This window comes from Brevundimonas sp., assembly GCF_013823285.1.
Taxonomy (GTDB): Bacteria; Pseudomonadota; Alphaproteobacteria; order Caulobacterales; family Caulobacteraceae; genus Brevundimonas.
Genome location: NZ_PNLV01000034.1, coordinates 1 through 25,397 on the forward strand (window position 1 = coordinate 1; position 25,397 = coordinate 25,397).

Genomic DNA, 25,397 nt, shown 5'->3' on the forward strand with positions numbered 1-25,397 from the left:
GCAATTTCCTCGACCAGACCGGCGGACTGTGGGCCAGCGGCGCGTTCACCGGCAAGGTGGGCTCGGCGTTCACCTCCACCGCGTCCCAGCACGGCGGCCAGGAAACCACCCTGATCGGCATGATCCAGACCCTGCTGCACCACGGCATGGTCGTGGCGGGCCTGCCATATGCCTGGCAGGGCCAACTGCGCATCGACGAAGTGACCGGCGGCAGCCCTTACGGCGCCACCACTATCACTGGCGGCGACGGCTCGCGCCTGCCCAGCGACAACGAGCTGGAAGGCGCCCGCTGGCAGGGCCGCTATGTGGCCGAAACGGCGAAGAAGCTGCACGGCTGAGGCTTTCGGCGCGCCCGGGGACGAGGGTCAGCCGGCCTTCTTCCTCGGCGCAGCCTTCTTCGCCGGCGCCTTTTTGGCGGGTGAGGCCGAACCTTTCAGGCTGTTCTTCAGGGCCTCCATAAGGTCGATGACGTTGGTCTCGTCCGGCTCGGGCGAGGCCACCAGCTTCTTGCCCTTTGTCTTGGCGTTGATCATTTCGCGCAGGGCGTCGTCATAGCCGTCCCTGAACTCGGCCGGATCGAAGTCCGCTTCCTTCTGGCCGATGATCTTGTGGGCGATCTCGATCATGTCCTTGTCGGCTTTCACCGTCGGAATGTTGTCGAAGAAGTCGCCCGCGTCGCGCACCTCGTCCTGGGCCCGGAGGGTGTAGGCGACGATGCCCTTGTCGCGCACCTCCAGCGCCACCTGACGCTCCTTGCCGCGCAGCACCAGACAGCCCAGGGCCACCTTGCCCGCCTTCTTCATGGCCTCGCGGATGACCGAGAACGCCTCGGCCCCGTCCTTGTCCGGCACCATGTAGTGGGGCGTATCCCAGTACAGCCGGTCGATGTCCTTCTCGTCGACGAAGCGGTCGATGCTGATGGCCTTGGTGCTCTCCAGCCTGACCTTGTCGAAGTCGGCGTCGTCGAACAGGACGTATTCGTCCTTCTTGACCTCATAGCCCCGCACCAGGTCCGACCGCTCCACCGGCCCGGTGTCCGGATCGGTCGGCACCATGCGGATGCGGTTGTTGGTCTCGGGATTGATCAGGTGAAAGCGGATGTCGTTGGCCGAGGTCGTCGCCGTGAACAGCGACACCGGGCAGCTGACCAATGACAGCTTCAGGCGGCCTTGCCATGTGGGTCTCGCAACCATCGTTCAGCCCTTCTTCAAGGCGGATTGAACGTGCGGCGACGCTTCGGGTTCAGCGGACGCGAAAAAGCCCCGCCGCATCGTTGCGACGGGGCCATTCCGGTCAGGCCCGCTCCTAGTTGAACAGACCCACGATGACCGCGGTGATCAGGCCGGTGGCGACGGCGGTCAGGACCACGTCATTGTCGACGCGGGTGTACTGATATCCGCGGGGCGGGGCGCGAAGGCCGTACTGCCGGTGATCGACCACGTAGCGGCTCTGGCGATAGGACGGGGGCAGGGTGTACCCGGCCTGCCAGTGACGCTGCTGATAGCCGTAGGGCCGGTGATAGGCGCCGGCGTTGTAGCGACGCTGGGCCATCATGCGGGCGGCGTGCGCGCGCTGCTGCTGTTGCAGACGGCGCTGTTGCTCCTGGATCTGGCGCTGCTGTTGCGCGATCTGGCGCTGACGCTGCTGCATGGCGCGCTGCTGCTGGGCGTTGCGCTGATTGCTGCGGGCGTCCGGGCGCCGGTCGTTGCGGCGGTCGTAACGATCGCCCCGGTCGTGGCGCTGTTCATAGCGGTCGCCACGGTCATGGCGCGACTGGGCTTCGGCGGCGGAGGCCACGCCCAGCGAACTGGCGGCGAGGACGGCGGCGACGGCGGCGGTGAGAGCCTTGTTCTTCATGGGGTTCTCCTGTTCGACGGGAGTGTCGATTGCCCCCACTCTAGAATCCCGCCGCTGAGCCTGTTCTGAACGGCGCTGGTCAGGCGGGGTTCATCCCGCCGACGCCATTCCGGCGCCGTCTTGACGGTGCTTGCATAACGCCGTCTGATCCTGCGGGAGGGGGAGAAACCATCACACAGTTCGCCACACCCGCGTCTCACGTCGGCCTTCTTCAGGAAGGCTATGCCGCCCTGAGGGCCGGCGATCATGCCCGGGCCCGGGCCGTGCTGGAGCGCGCGGTCCAGTCGGCGCCGAACGACATGAACGGCCTCTATGGCGTGGCCCTGGCCTGCCTCGCCCTGGGCGACCAGCCGGCCAAGCTGGCGGCCCTGGACCGCTTGCTGGACATCGATCCGCGCAACATGCGGGCCCTGATCATGAAGGGCGACCACTACGCCGAGGCGGGCGACGACCGCGCGGCGTCGGCCTTCTATGGCGAGGCCCTGGCCGTGGCGCCGCCCGACCTGCCGCCGGACCTGATGCGGGAGGCGCAGCGCGCCCATGCCCGCCAGCAGACCTACGCCGCCGCCTTCGAGGGCCGCCTGCGCGAGGCGCTGGCCAGCAGCGGCATGGAGGGGGCGTCGGGGCGCTTCGCCCGCTCCATCGACATCCTGACCGGCCGTCGCCAGCCCTATGTTCAGGAGCCGCGCACCTTCCTGTTCGCCGAGCTGCCGCAGATCCAGTTCTACGAGCGCGAGCAGTTCCCCTGGATGGACCGGCTGGAGGCCGCCACCGACGCCATCCGCGAGGAGCTTCTGGCCGTCATGGCCGATCCTGCCAGTTTCGCCCCCTATGTGGAGGGCGAGAAGGACCGGCCCGGCGGCGACTATCACGGCATGCTGGGGAATGCGGACTGGAGCTCGTTCTATCTCTGGAAGGATGGCGCGCCGGTGGAGGCGAACGCGGCGCGTTGCCCGCGCACTCTGGAGGCGCTGGAAGACGCGCCCCTGAGCCGCACGCCGGGGCGAACGCCGTCGATCCTGTTCTCGATGCTGAAGCCTGGGGCGCGGATCCCGCCGCACACCGGCATGGTGAACACGCGGCTGATCTGTCACCTGCCGCTGATCGTGCCGCCCGGTTGCGGCCTGCGCGTGGGCAACGACACCCGCGAGTGGGTCGAGGGCAAGACCTGGGCCTTCGACGACACCATTGAGCACGAAGCCTGGAACACCAGCGACCAGACCCGCGTCATCCTGCTGTTCGACATCTGGCGGCCGGAGCTGACCGGGGACGAGCGGCGGCTGGTCAACGCCATGTTCGCCGCCATCGACGATGAGGGCGGCGCCCGGTCCTGGGGGACCTGACTCAGGCGCCGACGAAGGGCAGGCCGTCCCCTGTGGGCGGCTCGCCGTCGCCGGAGCCGAGCGCGCGCTGCATGAAGATCACGTCGCGCCAGCCGTCCATCTTCCAGCCCGCGGCGCGAAAGGCGCCCGCGTGGGTGAAGCCGCAGCGTTCGTGCAGACGGATGGACCCGGCGTTGTCCGCGTCGCCGATGACGGCCACAATCTGGCGCAGGCCCATGGCCTCGCATCGCGCGATCAGGGCCGTCAGCAGGGCGGCGCCGACGCCGCGCCCCTGCATGCCCGGCTCCACATAGACCGAATCCTCCACCAGCCAGCCGTATCCGGCGCGCATGCGGAACGGTCCGGCGTAGGCATAGCCGGCGAAGGCGCCGTCAATTTCGGCCGTCAGCCATGGCAGGCCCAGGTCGCGTATGCGCGCGAACCGCCCGGTCATCTCGGCATGGTCCGGCGGCGCGTATTCGAAACTGCCGGTTCCGGTGCGGACGCTGTGGCCGTAAAGGGCCGTCACGGCGGGCAGGTCGCCCGCCGCCGCGTCCCGGATGATCAGACCTGCTCCCATCCGCGCTCAACCGACCAGAGGGCGAAGGCGTAGTCGAAGGCGATCTCCTTGAGGAAGTCGAACCGGCCCGAGGCGCCGCCGTGCCCGGCCTCCATGTTGATCTTCAGCAGGATCGGGTCGCCCGAGGTGGTGAACTCGCGCAGCTTCGCCGCCCATTTGGCGGGCTCCCAGTAGGTCACGCGCGGGTCCGACAGGCCGCCGGTCGCCAGCACGGCGGGGTAGGGGGCCGCCGTCACATTGTCATAGGGGCTGTAGCGGGCGATGTAGTCGTAGGCCGCCTCGTCCTCCAGCGGATTGCCCCACTCGGGCCATTCCGGCGGGGTCAGGGGCAGGGTGACGTCGCTCATGGTGTTGAGCACGTCCACGAACGGCACCGCGGCGATGATGCCGGTGTAGAGCTCAGGCCGCAGATTGATGATCGCGCCCATCAGCAGTCCGCCGGCCGAGCCGCCGTAGGCCACCACCTTGGCCGGATCACCATAGCCGTTGGCCAGCAGGTGATCGGTCACCGCGTTGAAATCGGTGAAGGTGTTGATCTTCTTGTCCGTGCGGCCGTCCAGGAACCAGCCCCAGCCCTTTTCCGTGCCGCCGCGAATGTGGGCGGTGGCCCAGACCCATCCGCGATCCACCAGCGACAGGTTGCGGATCGAGAAGCTGGGATCCATGGAGTAGCCGTAGGAGCCGTAGCCATAGACCATCAGCGGCGCCGAGCCGTCGATGGGCGTGTCGCGGCGGGCCAGGATGGTGACGGGCACCTGCTCACCATCGGGCGCCGTGGCGAACAGGCGGCGGGCCACATAGTCCTCGGGGTTGTGGCCCGACGGGATCTCCTGGGTCTTGCGCAGCACCTTCTGGCGCGAGACCATGTCGTAGTCCCAGGTCTGCGTCGGTGTGGTCGGCGAGGTGTAGATGTAGCGCAGGGTGGTGGTGTCGAACTCGTAGCCGCCCTGCATGCCCAGCACATAGGCTTCTTCCGGCTGGACGATCTCATGTTCGCTCAGGTCGTCCTTGCGGGTGATGACCAGGCGGGTGTTGGCGTTGACGCGCTCGCGGCGGACCAGATGCCCTTCGAACGCCGTGGTCTCCATGACGAAGGTTCCCGGGCGGTGGGGCTTCCACTCGGTCCAGTTGGCTGCGGACGGATCATCCTCCGGCGCCCACATCAGCTTGAAGTCAATGGCGCCGTCCGCATTGGTCAGGACCACGAAGCGGTCGCCCCAGTGCTCCAGATCATAGCGCACACCCACCCGGCGCGGCTCCACCACGCGCGGCTCGGCCGTGGGGTCGGAGGCGGGGATGAGCCTGTATTCGCTGGTCTCCTGATTCTGGATGGCGATGCCGATGTAGGCGCCGGACCGGGTGGTCCACACGCCGATGAACATGCCGGGGTCAGTTTCCTCATAGACCAGCACGTCCTCGCCGCCGCGCGCGGGGCGTCGATAGATCTTCGTCGGCCGCCCGTTCTCGTCGCGGAAGGTCCAGAACAGCCATCGGGAGTCGGGTGAGAAGGCGAAGCCGCCCGTGGAGCTCTCCACCGATCCAGGCAGAACCTCGCCGGTGGCCAGGTCCTTGACCCTGATGACGTAGTACTCCGAGCCCTGCGCATCCTCGGCCCAGGCGTAGAGGGCGTGGTCGGGGCTGTGCTCGGCGCCGCCCACGTCATAGTAGTCGTGGGGCTGGGCCAGGGCGTCCACGTCGATCAGGATCTGTTCGCCGTCCTGACGCCCGCGCGGCCGACGGGCGTGCAGCGGATGCTGGGCCCCGATCTGGTACCGGGTGTAGTACTCCCACTCGCCATCAGAGGCGGGGACCGAGCTGTCGTCCTCCTTGATGCGGCCCTTCATCTCCTCGAACAGGGTGTTCTGGAGGTCTTCGGTGGAGGCCAGCATGGCGCGGGAATAGGCGTTCTCGGCGTCCAGATGCTCGCGGATGTCGGCGCGCAGCACCGAGGGGTCGCGCATCACGGCCTGCCAGTTGTCGTCCTTCATCCAGAAATAGTTGTCCGTGCGGGTCCGGCCCAGCTGGGTGATGGTGTGGGGATCGCGACGGGCGACAGGCGGCTGGGGCATCGAAACTCCGGATTGCTGACGGGCCAGGACAGGGGCGCCCGAGGCGGCGAGAGTCGCCGAGGCGGCGACAGACACGATCATTTGACGGCGGTTCATCCGCGATTCCCCGAACTGGACAGCCCTATTGGCGCCGCGACCTTGTGCCTGACTTCGCCGGGCCGTCAAATGCTGATGCGCACCATTGAGGAGAGTTCATGTTCGCCGAAGCCGTGACCTGGGATCTGACCGTGTCGCTGATCAATGCGACGGTCCAGCTGGACCAGCCCCAGGGCGACGGGACACGCACCGTGGGCACCGGTTTCCTGATCGACGCGCCGCGCGCGGACGGCACGCCCAGGGTGGTCCTGGTCACCGCCGGCCATGTGCTGAACCGCATGCCCCGGCAGGACGCGCGCATCGGCTGGCGCGTGCCGCTCAGCGACGGCAGTTGGCGTTTCACCCCGGCGCCCCTGACCATCCGGGACGGGGAATCGGAGCCTTTGTGGATCAGCCATCCCGACCACGATGTTGCGGTCATGAGCATCGAGGCGCCCGAGGCTTTCGCCCGCGCCGCCATCCCGTCCGGCTGGCTGGCGGACGGCTACACCTTCGCCCGGTTCGACGTGGCGCCGGGCGATGAGATGATGTCGCTTGGCTTTCCGCGCGGTCTGTCGGCAAACCGGGCGGGCTTCCCTATCCTCAGGGTGGGACGAATCGCCTCCTACCCCCTGTCGCCGGTCGTGGCCTTTCCGACCTTTCTCGTGGACTTCACGGTCTTTCCCGGCAACTCGGGAGGCCCGGTTTTCATGACCGGCGCATCGCAGCGCCGGCCCGGCGTGCCCCGGCCGGAACATCCCTTCATCGCCGGCGTCCTGACCCAGCAGGTGGAGATGGACAGCGAGCGCCTCGGCATCGGCGTGGTGGTTCACGCCAGCTACATCCGTGAGACCATCGAACTGCTGAACCAGGCGGAACGGGCCGCAGCGGAGGAAGAAGCCGCGGCGATCGCGGCGGAATAGGGCCGAATCAAAAACGCCGGGCCCTTGCGGACCCGGCGTTCCTGAACCGTCGCCGAAGCGGCGATCAGCAGCTGTAGTACATGTCGAACTCGACCGGGTGCGGGTGCAGTTGCAGCCGCTCGACCTCTTCCATCTTCAGCTCGATGTAGCTGTCGATGAAGTCGTCATCCATGACGCCGCCCTTCTTGAGGAAGTCGCGGTCCTTGTCGAGGTTCTCGAGCGCCTCGCGCAGCGAGCCGCAGACCTCGGGGATGGAGCCGCGCTCCTGCGGGGGCAGATCGTACAGGTTCTTGTCGGCGGCCGCGCCCGGATCGATGCGGTTCTCGATGCCGTCGAGGCCCGCCATCAGCAGGGCGACGAAGGTCAGGTAGGGGTTGCCCATGGGATCGGGGAAGCGGGCCTCGATGCGCTTGGCCTTGGGCGAGGACACCCACGGAATGCGGATCGAGGCCGAGCGGTTGCGGCTGGAGTAGGCCAGCTTCACGGGCGCTTCATAGCCGGGCACCAGACGCTTGTAGCTGTTGGTGGTGGAGTTGGAGAAGGCGTTGATGGCCTTGGCGTGCTTGATGATGCCGCCGATGTACCAGAGGCACTGTTCGGACAGGCCGGCGTACTTGTCGCCGGCGAACATGGGCTTGCCGTCCTTCCAGATGGACTGGTGCACGTGCATGCCCGAGCCGTTGTCGGCGAACATGGGCTTGGCCATGAAGGTGGCCGACTTGCCGTAGGCCGCCGCCACATTGTGGATGACGTACTTATACAGCTGCAGACGGTCGGCCATGGTCACCAGCTCGGCGAACTTCAGGCCCAGCTCGTGCTGCGCCGGGGCCACTTCGTGGTGGTGCTTCTCGGGCTCCAGGCCCAGATCCTTCATGACCGCCAGCATCTCGCCGCGCAGGTCCTGGCCGGAGTCCACCGGGTTGACCGGGAAGTAGCCGCCCTTGGCGCGCGGGCGGTGGCCCATGTTGCCTTCGGTGTATTCGGCGCCCGTATTGGCCGGAAGCTCGGTGGAGTCGAAGGCGTAGCCGGTCTCATGCGCCGAGGTGGACCAGCGCACGTCGTCGAAGATGAAGAACTCGGCCTCTGGCCCGAAATAGACCTTGTCGCCCACGCCGGAGGACTGGACGTAGGCCAGCGCCTTCTTGGCCATGGAGCGGCTGTCGCGGGAATAGGGTTCGCCCGTGTCCGGGTTCATCACGTCGCAGAACAGGAACATGGTGGTCTGCTGGTAGAACGGGTCGATATAGGCCGTGTCCAGGTCCGGCTTGAGCAGCATGTCGGACTCATTGATGGCCTTCCATCCGGCGATGGACGAACCGTCGAACATGGTGCCCTCGTTGAGGAAATCCTCGTCCACCAGATCGATATCGAAGGTGACATGCTGAAGCTTGCCGCGGGTGTCGGTGAAGCGGACATCGACGTACTTCACGTCCTTGTCCTTGATCTCCTGGAGGATCTTGCTGGCGCTGCTCATTCTCTAAGTCCGGGTTGGGGAGGTTGAAAAGGAAACGGCCGCTCCCGCGTAGGAACGGCCGACGGCGGAAGGTCAGATGGCCTGGGCTCCGGTCTCTCCGGTGCGGATGCGGATGACGTCGGACACATCGGTGATGAAGATCTTGCCATCGCCGATCTTCCCGGTTCGGGCGGCGGTCTGGATCGCCTCGACCACGGCCGGAGCCATGTCATCGGGAACCACCACCTCCAGCTTGATCTTGGGCAGGAAGTCGATGACGTACTCGGCGCCCCGATAGAGTTCGGAGTGCCCCTTCTGACGGCCGTATCCCTTGGCCTCCAGAACGGTCATGCCCTGAACCCCGATGTCCTGAAGGGCTTCCTTCACTTCATCCAGCTTGAAGGGCTTTATGACGGCTTCGATCTTCTTCATGGGCTCCCCGAAGCGCGGCGTTTCGCCACTCGGCACACGGGATGATAAGGGACATTGCATTGCACAATAACGCAAGCCTCTTTCGCAGATTTGTCACAGCGTGATGGCGCCATGACCCAGACCAACCATCCGGATCTCTGGCGGTCCGCGCTGCCCAGGCCGGGCGCCGACAGCCACAAGCACAGCCGCGGTCGGCTGGGCGTCGTGTCCGGTCCGGCCCTGCGCACCGGAGCCGCGCGGCTGGCGGCGCGGGCGGGGCTGCGCATCGGCGCCGGGCTGGTGAAGGTGTTCTGTCCGCCGGACGCCGCTCCGGTTCTGGCCCCGGTGCTGGAAGCGGTGATGCTGGACGTGTTTCACGACGCCGAGGAGCTGGGACGCCTGGCCGGGCCCATGGACGCCATGATCATCGGCCCGGCCGCCGGCCTGACCGACGCCACCGCCGCCAACATCGCCGCCCTGCAACGGAACGGCGTCGCCCTGGTCATCGACGCCGACGGCCTGAGCCTGTTCGAAGGCCGGGCAGGGGACCTGTTCAGCGGCCTGGACCGCGACGACGTCCTGACGCCCCACGCGGCCGAGTTCGAGCGCCTGTTCCCGGGCCTCCTGGATCAGCACGGCAGGGAAGGGGCCGCCCGCCGGGCCGCGGTGACCGCCGGAGCCGTTGTCCTGTTGAAGGGGGCCGATACGGTGATCGCCGCCCCGGATGGACGGGTCTCGGTCAACCGGCAGGGGTCGCCCTGGCTGGCGACGGCCGGCGCCGGCGATGTGCTCGCGGGCATGATCGGCGGCCTGCTGGCCCAGAAGATGGAGAGCTTCGACGCCGCCTGCGCCGCCGTCTGGATTCACGCCGAGGCGGGCAGGGCGATCGGACCGGGTCTTGTTTCGGAAGATCTGCCGGACCGGATCGGGCCTATCCAGGGGGCGCTGCTGACCTAGAGCTTCATCTCCACGCGCTGGAAAGAGCGAGAGCCGCGACGACGACGCATCACTTCGTGGAGGGAGTCGGCCAGCTTCAGGACCTGATCTTCGGTCATGCGCCCGGCCGCATCCAGCAGCTTCAGCCGCAGGGATTCAACCTCTGCGTCGGTGAAGTCTGCCGGTCGATTATGAAACGATTGGCCCATCAGATTTTCTCGCGCGACTCCCTGTAGCGCGTGGACGGAGGTCCGGTTCCCCTTGCCATTGCGTCCCGGAACGTCATAGAGGCCACGCCTGCCTCATGCGGATGTGGCGGAACTGGTAGACGCACTGGATTTAGGTTCCAGCGCCGCAAGGCGTGGAGGTTCGAGTCCTCTCATCCGCACCATGGTTTCTGCCGGGGACCGACATGACTGACAGCGGCGATTACGTCTATGACGAGGCCACGGGCGAATGGCTCAGCCCCGAGGAGGCCGCCGCCGGCGCCGAAGCGAGCCAGGTGGTCGTCCGTGACGCCGTGGGCAATACGCTGGCCGACGGGGACAGCGTGACCCTGATCAAGGATCTGGCGGTCAAGGGCGCGGGCCAGACGCTGAAGCGCGGCACGGTCATCAAGTCCATACGCTTGACCGGTGACGATCAGGAGATCGACTGCCGCCATCCCATCATCAAGGGCCTGGTCCTGCGCGCGGAGTTCGTGAGGAAGGTTTAGGCGGAGGGGGCCTGTGGTGTCGCGGGACGACATATCCGTTTATCGCCTAAGATATATTATGCGAAATATGTGATAGTCAGGTGATTGACAGCACAGGGATCGGCATCAAGGATCACCCACTCAGGCGGCGCGTTGAGACCGTCTGAAAAGGAAGCCATCATGATCATTCGGTCCGTCCTGGCGGTGCTGTTGCTTGCAGCCTGCACATCCGCCGATCCAGCGCCGCAGCATACAGCGGCCCTTCCCACCGACAGCCCGCCGGCGGGAGAGCTGGGCTCGGCGGCGCGCGGCGCCGTCTTCGCCCGCGAGCAGTGTTCGGCTTGCCATGCGGTGGGCGATGACGGCGCGAGCCCCCTGGCGGCGGCGCCGCCTCTTCGCGAGATCAGCCGCCGGTATCCGGTCGAGCAGTTGGAGGAAGCGTTCGCCGAGGGATTCGTGACCTCGCACTCGACCATGCCGGAATTCGTGCTGGACGCCGGCCAGAACCGCGACCTGATCGCCTATCTGGCCTCCATCCAGGAGGAGTGACCTCGTCAGCGGGCGTCAGGCGGTGAAGGTCAGGGACAGGCCGTCATACGCCACATCCACATTGGCGGGCGCGACGGCCTTCAGGGCTGCATAGTCCAGATCCAGATGCAGGTTGGTCAGCACGGCGGCTTTGACGCCTGAGCGAGCGATCCAGCCCAAGGTCTTGTCCACGTGGGTATGGGTCGGGTGCGGGGTCCAGCGCAGGGCGTCGACGATCCAGGTGTCGGCGCGGGCGACCTCGGCCAGCGCCGCGTCGTCCAGATCGGACACGTCGGGCGAATAGGCCACGGGGCCGATGCGATAACCCACGCAGTGGATCGGGCCATGCAACTGGTCGAAGGTCATGATCTCCACCGGGCCACCGGGGCCGTCGATGGTGAACGGCGTCCCCAGCGGCGGCAGGTCGTGCAGATCGCAGATGGCGGGATAGCCCTCCACCGGCTCGAAGATGTAGCGGAACCGGCTCTCCAGGGTTTCGCGCGTCGGGGCGTCCATCCAGCACGGGATGCGACGCCGGGTGCGCATGGCGAAGACCCGCAGGTCGTCGATGCCGTGGGCCTGATCGGCGTGGTCGTGGGTGTAGAGCACCGCGTCCAGATGGCGGACGCCAGCGTCCAGCATCTGCTCGCGCAGGTCCGGCGAGGTGTCGATCAGGATGCTGGTGGGCGTCTCCCCTGCCCCGTAGCGCTGGACCAGCAGCGAACATCGGCGGCGGCGGTTGCGGGGATTGCCGGGATCACAGTCGCCCCAGTCCCCGTCGCCGCGGGGCACCCCGCCCGAGGATCCGCTGCCCAGGATGGTGAAGACCCAGCGGCCGGTCACGGGCGGGGAATCCGGTCGAACAGGGCGAAAAAGGCGTCGGTGGTGCGCCGCTCGGCCACATCCCGGCTCCAGCCCCGGATTTCGGCCAGCTTGTCCAGCACGTGGCCGATATAGGCCGGCTCGTTGCGACGGCCCCTGTGGGGCACGGGGGCCAGATAGGGGCAGTCGGTTTCCACGATGATGCGGTCTTCCGGCATGGCGCGGATGACCGCTCGCACATCCTCGGCCGCCTTGAAGGTGGCGATGCCGGAGACGGAGAACCACGCACCCAATTCCGCCGCCAGTTCCGCCAGTTCCGGGCCGCTTGTGTAGCAGTGCATCAGGAATTTGAACGGCCCCTTGGCGTGCTCCTCGCGAAGGATGTCCGCCATCACGTCGTCAGCCTCACGGGTGTGGACAACCAGCGGCAGACCGCTCTCGCGGGCGGCGGCCACATGGGCCCGAAAGACCTGGGCCTGAACATCGCGGGGGCTGAGGTCGTAGTGGAAATCCAGCCCGCATTCGCCAATCCCCACCACCTTTGGACGCTTCGCAAGCTGGATGAGGTCATCTGCGGCAAGGGACGGATTTTCCTTGGCTTCGTGCGGATGCGTCCCGACCGTGCACCAGATGTCGTCATGAACCATGGCCAGGGCGTGGGTCGCCTCGAAGGTGGAGACCTTGTCGGACATCTCGACCATCAGCGCCACGCCCGCCGCGCGCGCCCGGGCGATGACCGCATCGCGATCCTCGTCGAACTGGGGCGCGTGCAGGTTCACATGGCTGTCGATCAGCATTCAGGCGGCTCCGATGCGCTGGGCGCGGCCGATCTCGGCCATGGCGGCGGCCAGAACGTCGGCCCGGTCCAGATTGATGCCTGAAACCTGATCCGGCATGACGCTGAGGCGGCTCCAGGTCTCGGACCAGGCTGCGGCCTCGCGCCCGCTGGACGAGGCGGCGCGGTCCTTCACAGCCGCCATCAGGCGGTCGAACAGGCGGTCGAAATTCTCCGGGCCGTCAGCGCCCCGGAATTTGGCGGCCTGGGCGATCTCCTCGGCGATGTCCGCCCGACCGTCATTGACCCAGCCCCGCGCCAACCGGTCCAGCTCCAGCATCTGGTCCCCCGCCAGCATGAGGGCCGCGGCCGGCGATCCAGCGGCCATGGCGGCGATGCGGCCCGCCTCCTCGTCGGCCAGACCGGCCTGCCGGCTGACCAGGGCGCCGAGGGCCTCCACAGTCCAGTTCGGAAAGTTCAGGCGGCGGCAGCGCGAGCGGATGGTGGGCAGCAGCCGGCCCGGCGCATGGGTGACCAGAAACAGCACGCCCCGCTCCGGCGGTTCTTCAAGAACCTTCAACAAGGCATTGGCGGCGTTCATGTTAAGGTCGTCGGCCGCGTCGATGATCGCCACCCGGTAGCGCGCCCGCGACGGGCTCATGGAGAAGAACTCCGGCAGCTCGCGGGCCTGATCGACCGAGATGTTGCGCTTCAACTTGGCGCCCTCCCCGGCCCGTTCCAGGATCATCAGGTCGGGGTGCGACTGGGCCGAGACCAGCTGGCTGACCGGGTCCATGGGCCGCGCGCCCAGCTCGCCCCGCGACGGGTCCGGTTCGGCGCCCAGCAGCCGGCGCGCGGCGCGGTAGGCGAAGGTGGCCTTGCCGACCCCCTCCACGCCGGTCAGCATCCAGGCGTGGTGCAGCCGACCGCGCGACAGGGCGTCGGTGAAGGCCCGCTCGGCGTCCTGATGGGGCGCCAGATCAAAGCGGTCACGGGGATGGTCGCTCACGCCAGCCGCTCCCGCACCACGGACCAGATGCGGTCGAACACCGCGTCAGGCGCGGCGTCGGCGTCGATCATGACGCAGCGTTCCGGGTGCGCCCGGGCGATGGCGGCGAAGCCTTCGCGCAGGCGGTCGTGGAAGGCCGCGCCCTTGCCCTCGAACCGCGCCTCGGCGGCCCCCCGGTCCGCCGCGCGGGCCAGACCCGCCGACGCCGGGAGGTCGAAGATCAGGGTCAGGTCCGGCTGATCCTCGCCCACCACGCCACGATCCAGAGCCTCAATGAAATCCGGGTCCAGCCCGCCCGCGACCCCCTGATAGGCGCGGCTGGAGTCGGCGAACCGGTCGCTGATGACCCAGGCGCCCCGCGCCAGGGCGGGACGGATCAGGCGGTCCAGATGGTCGGAGCGGGCCGCATACATCAGCAAGGCCTCGGCCGTGGGAGTCCATCGATCCGCGGCGCCGTTGACCAGCACCTCGCGCAGGGTCTCGGCGCCCGGCGACCCGCCCGGCTCGCGGGTCAGCACCACCTCATGGCCCTCAGCGCGCAGGGCTTCGGCCAGGCGGCGGGCCTGGGTCGATTTGCCGGCGCCTTCGCCGCCTTCAAGGGTGATGAACCGTCCGCGAGTCACGCCCGCACAATGGCGGGCCTGACGCCTGAGGCAAGCCCGAAGCCGCCTCTATCCCCCGACGATGGCCGCGTCGGCGAATCCATGGGCGATGACGCCCTGCCGCGCCTGCTCGGCCTGGTTGGGATCGCCCCAGGGCCCGACCATGACGCGCCACAGACGCTGGCCGTTCACATTGGCCGCATTGACCCTGGCGCGGTCGCCCAGACGGCGGGCGGCGGCGCGGGCATTGCCCCGATCCGAAAATGCGCCCGCCTGGATCCAGTAGATGCTGGTGGACGGGGCGACTGCAGGAGCCTGAGCCCGCACCGTCGGCGGAACGGGCGCCGGCGCCGGCGCCGAGGCCGTCTGCACGCCGCCGGCGGCCCAGCCGCCCTGGCGCGGGGCGGGACCCAGATAGCGCACCCGCACCTGGCCCACCCCTGCGTTCAGCAGGCCCAGTTCTTGGGCCGCGCCACGCGACAGGTCGATGATGCGGCCGTCCACGAACGGACCCCGGTCATTCAGGCGCAGGATGGCGCTGCGCCCGTTGGACAGGTTGGTCACCTCCACCAGCCCGGGTAGAGGCAGGGTCTTGTGGGCGGCGGTCAGGGCGTTCTCGTCGAACCGCTCGCCGGTGGCCGTAGGGCGGCCGTGAAAACCGGGCCCATACCAGGACGCCTGTCCCGTTTCCTCATAGTTCGGCTGGTGCGCCGGATGATACCAGCGGCCCCGGATCTGATAGGGGCGCATGGTGCCGCTGACGATGGGCGCCGGGTCGCTGACCACGGGCGGCGTCAGCACGCCCCCGCGCGGCAGATCCCGCCCGCCGCCCGAGGCGCACGCCGCCAGAACCAGCATGGACATGGCCGCCAAGCCGATGCGCACAGATGGGATGAGCCGTTCCAGCACGCCTGCCTCGTTCAGTGAATCGAGCCTGCATCATCGCCGCGAAATTTTCCGCTTTGGTTAACGCCCCCCTTCCCTGCTATGCACCCCGCGCCGGACAGGTGGCCGAGTGGTTTAAGGCAGCGGTCTTGAAAACCGCCGTAGGTGTGAGCCTACCGTGGGTTCGAATCCCACCCTGTCCGCCATCCCCACTGAAGACGAGAGGACGTCATGGCCGTGAAGTGGTTCTACACCCCGGCCGGTGAGCCGGCGTTCTACCAGTCGGACGAATACGTCTGGGACACCGAGGGCAAGACCTGTCTGTACTGGGAGGCCAACGGCTGGTGGTTCCGCATGGAGGACAGCGCGCCGGCCTATTTCCTGAAGGGACCGTGGGTCTTCAACCTCATGGGCGAGCAGGCCTTCTACACCGGTCAGGCCGACAACGCCCGCTCGACCGCCTGACGGATTTCGTCGGCCGTGGGCGTTGTGGTCGAGGGGAAGGCCGCGATCAGGCGGCCCTGGCGGTCGATCAGCAGCTTGTGGAAATTCCAGGCGGGCACGGCCGACTGGCCCATCTCGGCACGGGCCCACTGATAGAACGGGTGGGCGTCATCGCCGGTGACGCGGGTGCGGCCCGCCATGGGGAAGGTGACGCCGAAGTTCAGGGTGCAGAACTCGCGGATGTCCTCGGCGGTCTCAAGCTCCTGATTCAGGAAGTCGCCCGACGGCACGCCGACCACGGCGAAGCCTTGCGCGCCATACTCCTCGTACAGTGTCTGAAGGCCCTCGTACTGGGGCGTGAAGCCGCATTTGGAGGCGGTGTTGACCACCAGCACCACGTCGCCCTGGAACGCCGTCATGGGCAGGTTGGGCGTGGACAGGCCGTCGAAGGCGAAGCGGTATGCCGTGCCCTCGGGGGCCTGCTCCACAGGCGGCGCGGCGGCGAACAGGGCCTGATGTTCGGCGACGGCGGCGTTGACGGCCTCGGTCGGGGCCAGTTCCTGCTCTTCCGCCTGGGCGGTCTCGGCGCCAGCGGCCGGCTCGGCCCGGTCACAGGCGGCCAGAGCAGCGACCAGGGCGATGCCCGTCAGGGAGATGCGCGACATGATGAACCCTCCGTCTTCCTAACAAGGATAGGCCCAAATACGCGCCACGCCCATAGCTGGACGCCGGACAGGCTCAGCCGCCGTACAAAGCCCGCGCCCGCGCCTCGAAACAGCGGATCAGGGCGTTCACGGCCCGGTCGAAATTGGCGCTCAGCATCATGTCCAGCATGCGCGACTTGAAGGCGAAGTCGATCATGAACTCCAGCCGCGCGCCGTCGGGGTGGGGATGGAACTCCCACCGGTTCTTCAGGTGTCTGAACGGCCCGCGGATCAGGCCCACCTCCACCACGTCGCGGTTCGCGTCACGCCGGACCCAGGTGGAGAATTTCTCCCTCAGCACGGCGAAGCCCACGCCGGCCTCGGCGTCCAGCAGGGTCACGCCGGGCCCCTCCTCGCGCTCGTTCCAGACGCGCATGGAGGTGACCCACGGCACGAACTCGGGATAGGCGCGCACGTCCGCGACCAGCTCCAGCAGCTGGTCGGGCGTGTACGGCAGGATGCGGGTGACGCGGTGAACGGCCAAGCGGAACGGCGCCTCAGCGGCCCAGCTGGGCCATGCGCGCCGCCCTCAGCCGGGCGAAGTCGTCGCCGGCGTGGTGCGAACTGCGGGTCAGGGGCGAGGACGACACCATCAGGAAGCCCTTGGCCCGGGCGATGGCCTCATAGGCCTTGAACTCTTCCGGCGTGACGAAGCGGTCGATGGGGGCGTGCTTGCGGGTGGGCTGCAGGTACTGGCCGATGGTGATGAAATCGACGCCGGCCGAGCGCATGTCGTCCATCACCTGCATGACCTCCTCCTTGGTCTCGCCGAGGCCGACCATGATGCCGGACTTGGTGAACTGGTTGGGGTCGCGCTCCTTGACCATCTGCAGCAGGCGCAGGGAGTGGAAGTAGCGGGCGCCGGGCCGGATCTTCAGATACAGGCGGGGCACGGTTTCGAGGTTGTGATTGAACACGTCGGGTGTGGCGTCGATCATCACCTCGGCCGCCCCGTCCTTGCGCAGGAAATCGGGCGTCAGGATCTCCACGGTCGTCTTCGGCGCCTGCAGCCGGATCTGGCGCACCACCTCGGCGAAGTGGGCCGCGCCGCCGTCCGAGACGTCGTCCCGGTCCACCGACGTGATGACCACATGATTCAGGCCCAGTTGCGCCACCGCCAGACCGACCTTGCCCGGCTCTTCCGGGTCCAGCGGCTGGGGCAGGCCGGTCTTCACGTTGCAGAAGGCGCAGGCCCGCGTGCAGGTGTCGCCCATGATCATCAGGGTGGCGTGCTTCTGGCTCCAGCACTCGCCGATGTTCGGACATGCCGCCTCCTCGCACACGGTGACGAGGCCCTTGTCCTTCACGATGGCCTTGGTGGCGTTGTACTGGCCCGATCCCGGCGCCTTGACCCGCAGCCAGTCCGGCTTGCGCAGGACAGGGCTTTCCGGCCGGTTCTGCTTTTCCGGGTGGCGAAGCTCGGAGGGCTTCCGGGCCAGGGTGTCGATCAGCGTCACCATCGGCGTGACGGAGCTCCTTGCAACGAAGGCGCTATGTCGGACTTTCAGCCCTCAAAGGCAAGGCCCGCCCCGGTCACGAAGGCTTTCACGCTCCCGGATGTTACAGACCTTTTCAACGGTCTGACCCGCCTCTAGTTTACGCTGCGAAAAGACAGAGGGGCGCCACAGCCCTCAAGGGAGACGTACGCTTGCCGGTTCCGTTTGATGAGAAGGCTGTTCAGCAATCCATGTTCGACGCCCTGATCGGTGCGCGTGAACGGTTTGGCGACAAGGAGATCATCGAGGATCAGGACAGGAAACCCCTGACCTACACCGGGCTGATCCGCGCCGCCTTCGTGCTGGGCCGCAAGATCGCGGCTATCACCGAGCCCGGCGAGCGCGTGGCCATCATGCTGCCGTCCAGCATGGGCGTCGTGGTGACCTTTTTCGGCCTGCACGCCTTCGGGCGAACCCCGGTGATGCTGAATTTCACCTCCGGAGCCCGCAACCTGAAAGCCGCCTGCGCCACGGCCGGCGTGAAGAAAATTCTGACCGCGCGCCGCTTCATCGAACAGGCCAGGCTGGACGACCTGGTCGTGGCGCTTGAGCCCGTGGCCGAGATCATCTGGCTGGACGACATCCGCAAGACCGTCGGGATTCAGGACAAGCTGTACGGCCTGATGGCCGGCATCTTCCCCAGACAGTTCCGTGCCGAGACCAGCCCCCACGACCCGGGTGTGATCCTGTTCACATCGGGCAGCTTCGGCGCGCCCAAGGGCGTGGTGCTGACCCAGGCCAATCTGGTGGCCAACGCCCTGCAGATCGCCTCGCATATCGATCTGGACCCCGATTGGGTGTTCTTCAATCCGCTTCCGACCTTCCATTGCTTCGGCCTCACCGGCGGGGTGATCCTGCCCATGCTGCAGGGGCTGAAGGCTTTTCAGTACCCCTCCCCGCTTCACGCCAAGCAGATCACCGACCTGCTGCCCCAGGTGAACGCTTCGGTGCTGATGACCACCGACACCTTCCTGAACCAGTACGCACGGGTGGCGGGCCCCGACGACTTCTCGACCATCCAGTTCGTCGTGGCCGGCGCCGAGCGGGTCCGCGACGAGACGCGGGAGATGTTCAACCAGCGCTTCGGCGGGCTGGAGCTTCTTGAGGGCTATGGAGCCACCGAGGCCGCGCCCGTGGTGGCGGTGAACCAGCCGGGCAATAATCATTTCGGCACGGTGGGCCAGATCCTGCCGGGGATGGAATGGCGGTTGGAGCGTGTCGAGGGCATCGACCAGGGCGGGCGCCTGTTCCTGCGGGGGCCTAACGTCATGGCCGGCTATCTGTCGCCCGCCGATCCGGACTGCCTGGAAGCGCTGCCGGACGGCTGGCATGATACGGGCGATATCGTGGATGTGGACGACGAGGGTTATGTGCGCATCCTCGGGCGGGCCAAGCGCTTCGCCAAGATCGGCGGCGAGATGGTCAGCCTGACCGCCGTGGAGGGCATCGCCGACGCCGTCTGGCCCGAGGGCCGCCACGCCGTGGTCTCGATCCCCGACAGCCGCAAGGGCGAGCGTCTGGTCCTGGTCACCGACCGGGACGACGCCGAGGTGGCGCCCCTGGCCGAATGGGCCCGCACCCACGGCGCGCCCGAGCTTGCGGTTCCCAAGCGTATAGTGAAGGTTGGAGAACTTCCGGTGCTGGGCACCGGCAAGACGGACTATGTGGCCATCCAGAAAATGGCCGAGGTTCAATCCAGGGCGGCCTGACCGCCCGTTTGGGGGGGGAAGACAATGATCAAGACATCGGCTTTGACGGCCTGGTCGCCAAAGGTGCTGAGCATCTTCCGCATCGTGACCGGACTGCTGTTCATTCAGCACGGCACGCAGAAAATCTTCAGCTTTCCGGCGGAGGCGCGCGGGCCCTTCGAACTGATGACCCAGATGGGGATCGGCGGCGTGCTTGAGCTGGTCGGCGGCGCCCTCATCATTCTGGGCCTGTTCACCCGCCCGACCGCCTTCATTCTCTCGGGGATGATGGCCGTGGCCTATTGGCAGTTTCACGCCCCGGGCGACGTCTACCCGCTGAACAACGGCGGCGAGCTGGCGATCATGTACTGCTTCGCCTTCCTCTATCTGATCTTCGCCGGACCCGGTCCGTGGAGCGTGGACGCCCTCCTGCGCAAGCGCGCCTGAGACGGACCCTGCCTGGCGGTCTTCACGGCATCGGCGAAATCCTGAAATGATTTCACCGATGCCGATCGGGCTCTAGCGCAGCGCCTGCTCCAGGTCGGCGATGAGGTCGGCGACATCCTCGACCCCGACGGACAGGCGGATCAGGTTGTCCGTAACCCCGCCCGCCTCGCGCACCTCCTTCGGCACACTGGCGTGGGTCATGATGGCGGGATGGTTCACCAGGCTTTCGACCCCGCCCAGGGATTCCGCCAGGGTGAACACCTCCACCCGCTCCAGCACCTGCCTGGTGCGCGCCAGATCGCCGTCGATCAGCACGGTCACCATGCCGCCGAAAGCGCCGTTCATCTGGCGCCTGGCAAGCTCGTGCTGGGGATGGCTCTCCAGCCCCGGATAAATGACCCGTTCAATGCCTGCATGGCTCTCCAGCCAGCGGGCCACGGCCATGGCGTTTTCGTTGTGGGCTTTCATGCGCAGACCGAGGGTCTTGAGGCCCCGGTTGGCGAGGAAGGCGTCGAACGGCCCCATCACCCCGCCCACCGAATTCTGCAGGAACTTGATCTGCGTCGCGAGCTCCGGGTCCTTCGTCACCAGAACGCCGCCGATAATGTCGGAATGCCCGTTCAGATATTTGGTGGCCGAGTGCATGACGATGTCGGCGCCGTGGCCCAGCGGCTGCTGGCTCCAGGGCGTGGCGAAGGTGTTGTCCACCACAAGCAACAGATTGTGCGCCTTCGCGATCTTCGACAGGGCGGAGATGTCGGCCAGCTTCATCAGGGGATTGGTGGGAGTCTCGACCCATAACATCCTCGTCTTGTCGGTGATCGCCGCCTCGACCGCGCCCAGGTCCGACAGGTCCACATAGGCGAAGTCCAGCCCCATGGACCGGCGACGCACCCGCTCGAACAGCCGCCACGAGCCGCCATAGAGGTCGTCGCCGGTGACGATGTGGGCGCCCGCGTCCAGCAGCTCCAGCGCGGTGGACGTGGCCGCCATGCCGCTGGCGAAGGCGAAGCCGTGGGTGCCGCCCTCCAGATCGGCGATGCAGGCCTCGAAGGCCTCGCGCGTCGGGTTCTTGCCCCGGGCGTACTCATAGCCCTTGTTCACCCCCGGGCTTTCCTGGGCGTAGGTGGACGTCGCGTAGATCGGCGTCATCACCGCGCCCGTAGTCGGGTCCGGATGCTGTCCCCCATGAATGGCGCGGGTGGAGAAGCCCTGGCTGTTCTTCTTGCTGTCCATGACCTTACCGATTCAGGCTCAGGTGATTGATCAGGTCCGTGCGCGTGATCAGGCCCACGAATTTCTCGCCGTCCAGCACGATGGCCACCCGGTCGCGGTCGAAGATGGGGATCAGGGCGTCCAGCGGCTCACCCACCTGCAGGGTGTCCAGATCGCGGATCATCACCTCGCCTACGGTCTTCTTGAAGCGGGCCTCGCGGGTGATCTCGTCGGTGTTCAGCACATGGACGATGTCACTCTCGTCTAGGATGCCCACCAGACGGCCGTCCACGATCACCGGCAGCTGGGACACGTCGGCGCTGCGCATGCGCTTGAAGGCGGTGTCCAGGGTGTCGTCGGCGCCGATGGCGACGACTGCGCCCTCTTCATACTTGCGGGTGATGACGTCCGACAGGTCGCCGTGCATCTCGCGCTCGGTCAGACCCTGATCGGCCAGCCAGGCGTCGTTGTAGACCTTGGACAGGTATTTGGCGCCGGTGTCGCAGACGAAGCTGACCACCCGCTTGGGCTCGGTCTGTTCGCGGCAATAGCGCAGCGCCGCGGCCAGCAGGGTGCCTGACGAGGAGCCCGCCAGCACGCCTTCCTTCAGCAGAAGCTCCCGCGCCGCCGCGATGGCCTCGGTGTCCGGGATCGAATAGGCCTTGGCGATCTCGGTCATGTCCGTGGTGTCCGGCACGAAATTCTGACCGATTCCCTCCACCGCGAAACTCCCCTCGGGGCTGGGCACGCCCTCATTGACCAGCCCGGCCAGCACGGAGCCCACCGGGTCGGCCAGAATCATCTCGGTTTTCGGCGAGACCGAATGCAGGAACTGGCCCACCCCGGTGATGGTGCCGCCCGAACCGATGCCGGACACGACCGCGTCCACATCGTGCCCCATCTGCTCCCAGATCTCCGGGCCGGTGCTGAGGCGGTGGGCCTCGGAATTGGCCTTGTTGGCGAACTGGTTGACGTAGAAGCCCCCGGGCAGCTGCTGGGCCAGTCGCTCGGCCATGTCGGTGTAATACTCGGGATGCCCGTGCGGCACATCCGAACGTGTCAGACGAACATCCGCGCCCATCGCCCTGAGATGCTGGATTTTTTCGCGCGACATCTTGTCGGGAATGACCAGCAGGACCTTGTAGCCCTTTTGCGTCCCGACCAAGGTCAGGGCCAGGCCGGTGTTGCCCGCCGTGGCCTCGACGATGGTGCCGCCAGGCTTGAGGAAGCCTTCCTTCTCGGCCGCCTCGATCATGGCCAGGGCGATGCGGTCCTTGATGGAGCCGCCGGGGTTCTGGCTCTCAAGCTTGAGGAACAGCCGGCATTTGCCGGTGTCTATACGGGTGACCTCCATCATCGGCGTCTTGCCGATGAGATCGAGCAGCGACCCGGCGGGGTGGGTGAGGACGGGCGTTTCCGGTAGCGACATGCGCTGATGAACTCCTGAGCGGGATTTTGGCCCGGAAGCTGATCGGGCGGCGCCGCTGCGTCAAGCGGGGCGGGTCAATGCGTGTGCCTAAACGCGATTCCCGCGTTACAGAGGGACCATGGCCAAATCTCCCCGCCGGCCCGCCGGCCTTCCCGACAAAGACACCCTGTTGCAATTCCTGCGTGAGGCGGGCGAGGCCGAGAAGGCCGACATCGCCCGCGCCTTCGGCCTCAAAGGCGCAGAGCGCCGGGCCCTGCGCGACATGCTGAAAGAGCTGGAGACCGAGGGGAAGCTGGGCAAGCGCGGCCGCAAGGGCTTCGCCGAGGCCGGCGCCATGCCCCCGGTGGGCGTGGCCGATGTGGTGGAGCGCGACGCCGACGGCGACCTGTTCGTACGCCTGACAAAGGGCGGCGAGGACGCGCCCCTGGCCCTGCTGCTGCCGGGCGACAACGAGCGCGGGGCCGCGCCGGGTCTGGGCGACCGGCTGCTGGCGAAGTTCGAGAAAGAGGGCGATCAGTGGACCGCCCGCATGATCAAGAAGCTGGGCCAGAGCGCCCACCGGCTTCTGGGCGTGGTGCGCAAGGGCGGCCGCGAGACCCGCATCGAGCCGGTGGACCGCAAGGTGAAGGACTTCCTTGTGCTGTCGAAGCTGGAGGCCGAGCCCCTGCGCGACGGCGATCTGGTGCTGGCGGCGCTTGAGAAGTCGGAACGCCGCCACGGCCCCAAACAGGGCAAGGTTTTGGAGATCGTGGGCCGCGAGGATGACCCCCGCGCCGCCTCCTTGCTGGCCATCCACGCCCACGGCGTGCCCACGGGCTTCCCCGAGGCCGTGGATGACGAAGCCCAAGCCGCCGAGGCGCCGACCCTGAAGGGTCGCGAGGATCTGCGCCATATCCCCTTCATCACCATCGACCCCATGGACGCCCGCGACCACGACGACGCGGTATTCGCCGAGAAGGACGAGGACCCCAAGAACGAAGGCGGCTGGATCATCTGGGTCGCTATCGCCGACGTGGCCGCCTATGTGCGCCCCGGCTCGGCGCTGGACCGCACAGCGCGGGACAAGGGCAACTCCACCTATTTCCCCGACCGGGTCGAGCCCATGCTGCCCGAACACCTGTCCGCGGGGCTGTGCAGCCTGAAGCAGGCCGAGAACCGGGCCTGCCTGGCCGTGCGCATGGTGTTCTCGAAGGACGGCCGGAAACTGTCGCACCGCTTCGTGCGCGGCCTGATGCGGTCCCACGCCAAGCTGGCCTATGAGCAGGCCCAGGACGCCATCGACGGCAAGGCCGAGGGCGAGACCGCCGACCTGACCGGCCCGCTGATGGAGCCGATCCTCTATCCCCTGTGGAACGCCTACGCCGCCATGTTGAAGGGCCGCGAGCGCCGCAGCCCGCTGGCCATCGAAAGCAGCGAGCGCCGCATCCTGTTCGACAAGGACGGCGAGGTTGTCGGCATTCAGGCCCGCGTCTCGATCCCGGCGCATCGCCTGATCGAGGAGATGATGGTGCAGGCCAACGTCTGCGCCGCCGAGACGCTGGAGCAGAAGAAAACGCCCCTGATCTACCGGGTCCACGACACCCCCAGTCAGGAGAAGATCTTCAACCTGGCCGACTTCCTGCAGACCATCGGCAAGCCCTGGACCAAGGGCGAGGCGCCCACCACCAAGCGGTTCAACCGCCTGCTGGACGAGACCCGCGACAGCGGCCACGCCGAGATCGTCAACGAGGTGGTGCTGCGCAGCCAGATGCAGGCCATCTATTCGCCGGAGAACATCGGCCACTTCGGGCTGAATCTGGACCGCTACGCCCACTTCACCTCGCCCATCCGGCGCTATGCGGACCTGATCGTGCACCGGGCCCTGATCCGGGCGCTGAAGCTGGGGGACGACGGGCTGACGGACTCCGAGGCCACGGAACTGCCCGCCATCGCCGAGCACATCACCGCCACCGAGCGCCGCTCCATGGCCGCCGAGCGCGAGGCGACGGACCGCTATGTGGCCGCCTTCCTTGAGGAGCACGTGGGCGCCACCTTCGCCGGACGCATCTCGGGCGTGACCCGATTCGGCCTGTTCGTGCGGCTGCAGGAAACCGGCGCCGACGGCATCGTGCCCATCTCGCAGCTGGGGGACGAGTATTTCGTCCATGACGACCGCGCCCACGCCCTGGTGGGCGACCGCTCCGGCAAGCGCTGGCGTCTGGGCCGCGAGGTGGAGGTCAAGCTGGTGGAGGCCACGCCCATCACCGGCGGGCTGGTGTTCGAGATGGTCAGCGAGCCCGAGCCCCGCGACCCCAACGCCCCGGCCCCGCGTCTGGGCGTGCGCGGGCGAGGCGGCGGCGACGATCGGCCGAAGCGCGGCGCCAAACGCCCGGGCGGGCCCAAGCCGCCGTCCGGCGGGCTGAAAGGCGTGCGAAAGGGCAAGCGGCGTTGAACCACCCCTTCGACGCCGCCCAGGATCTGAAGGACGCGCCGCATATGGGCGTGCGCATGAAGCCAAAGGATGCGGCGACCCTGATCCTGACGCGGACCGCGGGCGGACACACCGAGGTGCTGATGGGCCGCCGGGCCGCCGGGCACGTGTTCATGGCCTCGAAGTGGGTGTTTCCGGGCGGGCGGATCGATCCGTCGGACTTCCGCATCGAGGCGGCCGGCGACCTGCCGAAGGCCTCACAGGCGCTGCTGGCCCGGGAACTGCCCGCGCGCCGGGCCCGCGCCCTGGCCCTGACCGCCATCCGCGAAACCTTCGAGGAGACGGGCCTGAGCCTGGCCCGCCCCGCGCCACCCGCGTCCATCGCCGGACCCTGGCGCGGCTTTCGCGCGGTGGGCGCCCTGCCCGACCTGTCGGCCCTGACCTATATGGCCCGCGCCATCACCCCGCCGGGCCGCACCCGCCGCTTCGACGCCCGATTCTTCATGGCCAAGGCCGAGGCCCTGCTGGACGTGCCCGCCGCGCGTCCGACCGAGGAGCTGGACACGGTGGCCTGGATCCCCATGGACGAGGCCCGGGCCCTGGACCTGCCCGCTATCACCCGC

At 67.5% G+C, this 25,397-nt stretch carries 28 protein-coding genes and 2 tRNA genes; 13 read left to right on the plus strand and 17 right to left on the minus strand.

The window, feature by feature from the left end:
- A partial coding sequence (gene wrbA, locus C0461_RS06775; RefSeq protein WP_292105093.1) for an NAD(P)H:quinone oxidoreductase occupies positions 1-338 on the plus strand: 338 nt, incomplete at its 5' end.
- Between the two features lie 27 nt (positions 339-365).
- Here wrbA and C0461_RS06780 read toward each other — a convergent pair.
- Together C0461_RS06780 and C0461_RS06785 are read right to left on the minus strand one after the other, a co-directional pair.
- On the minus strand, positions 366-1,193 hold the full coding sequence (locus C0461_RS06780) for a Ku protein (RefSeq protein WP_292105095.1): 828 nt from the start codon (positions 1,191-1,193) through the stop codon (positions 366-368).
- 112 nt (positions 1,194-1,305) lie between these two features.
- Positions 1,306-1,857, minus strand: coding sequence for an RcnB family protein (locus C0461_RS06785; RefSeq protein WP_292105098.1), 552 nt, complete (start codon positions 1,855-1,857; stop codon positions 1,306-1,308).
- 170 nt (positions 1,858-2,027) lie between these two features.
- On the opposite strand from C0461_RS06785, the gene C0461_RS06790 reads away from it, so the two are divergent.
- Entirely contained in the window at positions 2,028-3,200 is a 1,173-nt protein-coding gene (locus tag C0461_RS06790; protein WP_363377836.1) for an aspartyl/asparaginyl beta-hydroxylase domain-containing protein, read from the plus strand.
- A gap of 1 nt (position 3,201) precedes the next feature.
- Here the strand turns inward: C0461_RS06790 and C0461_RS06795 are convergent, their stop codons facing one another.
- Together C0461_RS06795 and C0461_RS06800 are read right to left on the minus strand one after the other, a co-directional pair.
- The gene (locus C0461_RS06795) at positions 3,202-3,759 is read right to left on the minus strand and encodes a GNAT family N-acetyltransferase (RefSeq protein WP_292105100.1); all 558 of its coding nucleotides are present in this window, start codon (positions 3,757-3,759) and stop codon (positions 3,202-3,204) included.
- A complete protein-coding gene (locus C0461_RS06800) occupies positions 3,744-5,924 on the minus strand; it encodes a S9 family peptidase (protein WP_292105101.1) in 2,181 nt (726 codons plus the stop codon). Before C0461_RS06800 ends, C0461_RS06795 begins: the two co-directional genes overlap by 16 nt.
- 98 nt (positions 5,925-6,022) lie before the next feature.
- Here C0461_RS06800 and C0461_RS06805 point away from each other — a divergent pair, with 98 nt between their 5' ends.
- A complete protein-coding gene (locus C0461_RS06805) occupies positions 6,023-6,826 on the plus strand; it encodes a serine protease (protein ID WP_292105102.1) in 804 nt (267 codons plus the stop codon).
- Between the two features lie 64 nt (positions 6,827-6,890).
- On the opposite strand, the gene glnA is transcribed toward C0461_RS06805, so the two are convergent.
- Both glnA and C0461_RS06815 read right to left on the minus strand, forming a co-directional pair.
- Positions 6,891-8,300, minus strand: coding sequence for a type I glutamate--ammonia ligase (glnA, locus tag C0461_RS06810; RefSeq protein WP_292105104.1), 1,410 nt, complete (start codon positions 8,298-8,300; stop codon positions 6,891-6,893).
- A gap of 72 nt (positions 8,301-8,372) precedes the next feature.
- Positions 8,373-8,711 carry a P-II family nitrogen regulator gene (locus tag C0461_RS06815; RefSeq protein ID WP_196838892.1) on the minus strand — a complete coding sequence of 113 codons (339 nt, stop codon included), beginning with the start codon at positions 8,709-8,711 and terminating at the stop codon, positions 8,373-8,375.
- A gap of 111 nt (positions 8,712-8,822) precedes the next feature.
- On the opposite strand from C0461_RS06815, the gene C0461_RS06820 reads away from it, so the two are divergent.
- Positions 8,823-9,647, plus strand: coding sequence for an NAD(P)H-hydrate dehydratase (locus C0461_RS06820; protein ID WP_292105109.1), 825 nt, complete (start codon positions 8,823-8,825; stop codon positions 9,645-9,647).
- Here the strand turns inward: C0461_RS06820 and C0461_RS06825 are convergent.
- Entirely contained in the window at positions 9,644-9,835 is a 192-nt protein-coding gene (locus C0461_RS06825) for a hypothetical protein (protein WP_292105111.1), read from the minus strand. The genes C0461_RS06820 and C0461_RS06825 overlap by 4 nt on opposite strands.
- A gap of 97 nt (positions 9,836-9,932) precedes the next feature.
- Here C0461_RS06825 and C0461_RS06830 point away from each other — a divergent pair.
- The 3 genes from C0461_RS06830 (at position 9,933) to C0461_RS06840 (ending at position 10,869) form a co-directional block, all read left to right on the plus strand.
- Positions 9,933-10,017 (plus strand) — tRNA-Leu (locus C0461_RS06830).
- Positions 10,018-10,128: 111 nt separating this feature from the next.
- The gene (locus tag C0461_RS06835) at positions 10,129-10,341 is read left to right on the plus strand and encodes an alkylphosphonate utilization protein (protein WP_292105139.1); all 213 of its coding nucleotides are present in this window, start codon (positions 10,129-10,131) and stop codon (positions 10,339-10,341) included.
- Positions 10,342-10,500: 159 nt separating this feature from the next.
- On the plus strand, positions 10,501-10,869 hold the full coding sequence (locus C0461_RS06840) for a c-type cytochrome (protein WP_292105113.1): 369 nt from the start codon (positions 10,501-10,503) through the stop codon (positions 10,867-10,869).
- A gap of 15 nt (positions 10,870-10,884) precedes the next feature.
- Here C0461_RS06840 and C0461_RS06845 read toward each other — a convergent pair whose 3' ends face one another.
- The 5 genes from C0461_RS06845 to C0461_RS06865 are packed head-to-tail and all read right to left on the minus strand — an operon-like array spanning position 10,885 to position 14,965.
- Positions 10,885-11,691 (minus strand): MBL fold metallo-hydrolase, encoded by an 807-nt coding sequence (locus tag C0461_RS06845; RefSeq protein ID WP_292105115.1) that lies wholly within the window; start codon positions 11,689-11,691, stop codon positions 10,885-10,887.
- Positions 11,688-12,467, minus strand: a complete 780-nt coding sequence (locus tag C0461_RS06850) for a TatD family hydrolase (protein ID WP_292105117.1) — start codon at positions 12,465-12,467, stop codon at positions 11,688-11,690. The genes C0461_RS06845 and C0461_RS06850 overlap by 4 nt, the downstream gene beginning before the upstream one ends.
- A complete protein-coding gene (locus C0461_RS06855; protein ID WP_292105118.1) occupies positions 12,468-13,454 on the minus strand; it encodes a DNA polymerase III subunit delta' in 987 nt (328 codons plus the stop codon).
- Entirely contained in the window at positions 13,451-14,077 is a 627-nt protein-coding gene (gene tmk / locus C0461_RS06860) for a dTMP kinase (protein WP_292105120.1), read from the minus strand. Before tmk ends, C0461_RS06855 begins: the two co-directional genes overlap by 4 nt.
- A gap of 48 nt (positions 14,078-14,125) precedes the next feature.
- Positions 14,126-14,965 carry a septal ring lytic transglycosylase RlpA family protein gene (locus C0461_RS06865; RefSeq protein WP_292105122.1) on the minus strand — a complete coding sequence of 280 codons (840 nt, stop codon included), beginning with the start codon at positions 14,963-14,965 and terminating at the stop codon, positions 14,126-14,128.
- Positions 14,966-15,057: 92 nt separating this feature from the next.
- Here C0461_RS06865 and C0461_RS06870 point away from each other — a divergent pair.
- Positions 15,058-15,147, plus strand: a tRNA-Ser gene (locus C0461_RS06870).
- A 25-nt stretch (positions 15,148-15,172) separates the two neighbouring features.
- Positions 15,173-15,406: a hypothetical protein gene (locus C0461_RS06875; protein WP_292105124.1), complete on the plus strand. Its 234-nt coding sequence runs from the start codon at positions 15,173-15,175 to the stop codon at positions 15,404-15,406.
- Here C0461_RS06875 and C0461_RS06880 read toward each other — a convergent pair.
- The 3 genes from C0461_RS06880 to lipA form a co-directional block, all read right to left on the minus strand.
- Entirely contained in the window at positions 15,376-16,050 is a 675-nt protein-coding gene (locus C0461_RS06880; protein ID WP_292105126.1) for a glutathione peroxidase, read from the minus strand. The two genes, C0461_RS06875 and C0461_RS06880, sit on opposite strands and share 31 nt — an antisense overlap.
- Positions 16,051-16,123: 73 nt before the next feature.
- The gene (locus C0461_RS06885; RefSeq protein WP_292105128.1) at positions 16,124-16,573 is read right to left on the minus strand and encodes a type II toxin-antitoxin system RatA family toxin; all 450 of its coding nucleotides are present in this window, start codon (positions 16,571-16,573) and stop codon (positions 16,124-16,126) included.
- Between the two features lie 13 nt (positions 16,574-16,586).
- A complete protein-coding gene (lipA, locus tag C0461_RS06890; protein ID WP_292105129.1) occupies positions 16,587-17,549 on the minus strand; it encodes a lipoyl synthase in 963 nt (320 codons plus the stop codon).
- Positions 17,550-17,776: 227 nt separating this feature from the next.
- Between lipA and C0461_RS06895 the strand changes: the two genes are divergently transcribed.
- Together C0461_RS06895 and C0461_RS06900 are read left to right on the plus strand one after the other, a co-directional pair.
- On the plus strand, positions 17,777-19,294 hold the full coding sequence (locus C0461_RS06895; protein ID WP_292105142.1) for an AMP-binding protein: 1,518 nt from the start codon (positions 17,777-17,779) through the stop codon (positions 19,292-19,294).
- 24 nt (positions 19,295-19,318) lie between these two features.
- Complete coding sequence (locus C0461_RS06900) at positions 19,319-19,720, plus strand: DoxX family protein (RefSeq protein ID WP_292105131.1); 402 nt, start codon at positions 19,319-19,321, stop codon at positions 19,718-19,720.
- Between the two features lie 72 nt (positions 19,721-19,792).
- Here C0461_RS06900 and C0461_RS06905 read toward each other — a convergent pair whose 3' ends face one another.
- Positions 19,793-20,956 carry a cystathionine gamma-synthase gene (locus C0461_RS06905; RefSeq protein ID WP_292105133.1) on the minus strand — a complete coding sequence of 388 codons (1,164 nt, stop codon included), beginning with the start codon at positions 20,954-20,956 and terminating at the stop codon, positions 19,793-19,795.
- A gap of 4 nt (positions 20,957-20,960) precedes the next feature.
- Entirely contained in the window at positions 20,961-22,364 is a 1,404-nt protein-coding gene (locus C0461_RS06910; RefSeq protein ID WP_292105134.1) for a cystathionine beta-synthase, read from the minus strand.
- Positions 22,365-22,482: 118 nt separating this feature from the next.
- On the opposite strand from C0461_RS06910, the gene rnr reads away from it, so the two are divergent.
- Positions 22,483-24,795, plus strand: coding sequence for a ribonuclease R (gene rnr, locus C0461_RS06915; protein ID WP_292105136.1), 2,313 nt, complete (start codon positions 22,483-22,485; stop codon positions 24,793-24,795).
- Positions 24,792-25,397 (plus strand): NUDIX hydrolase (locus C0461_RS06920; RefSeq protein ID WP_292105137.1); only part of this gene is annotated, 606 nt, incomplete at its 3' end. The genes rnr and C0461_RS06920, both read left to right, overlap by 4 nt.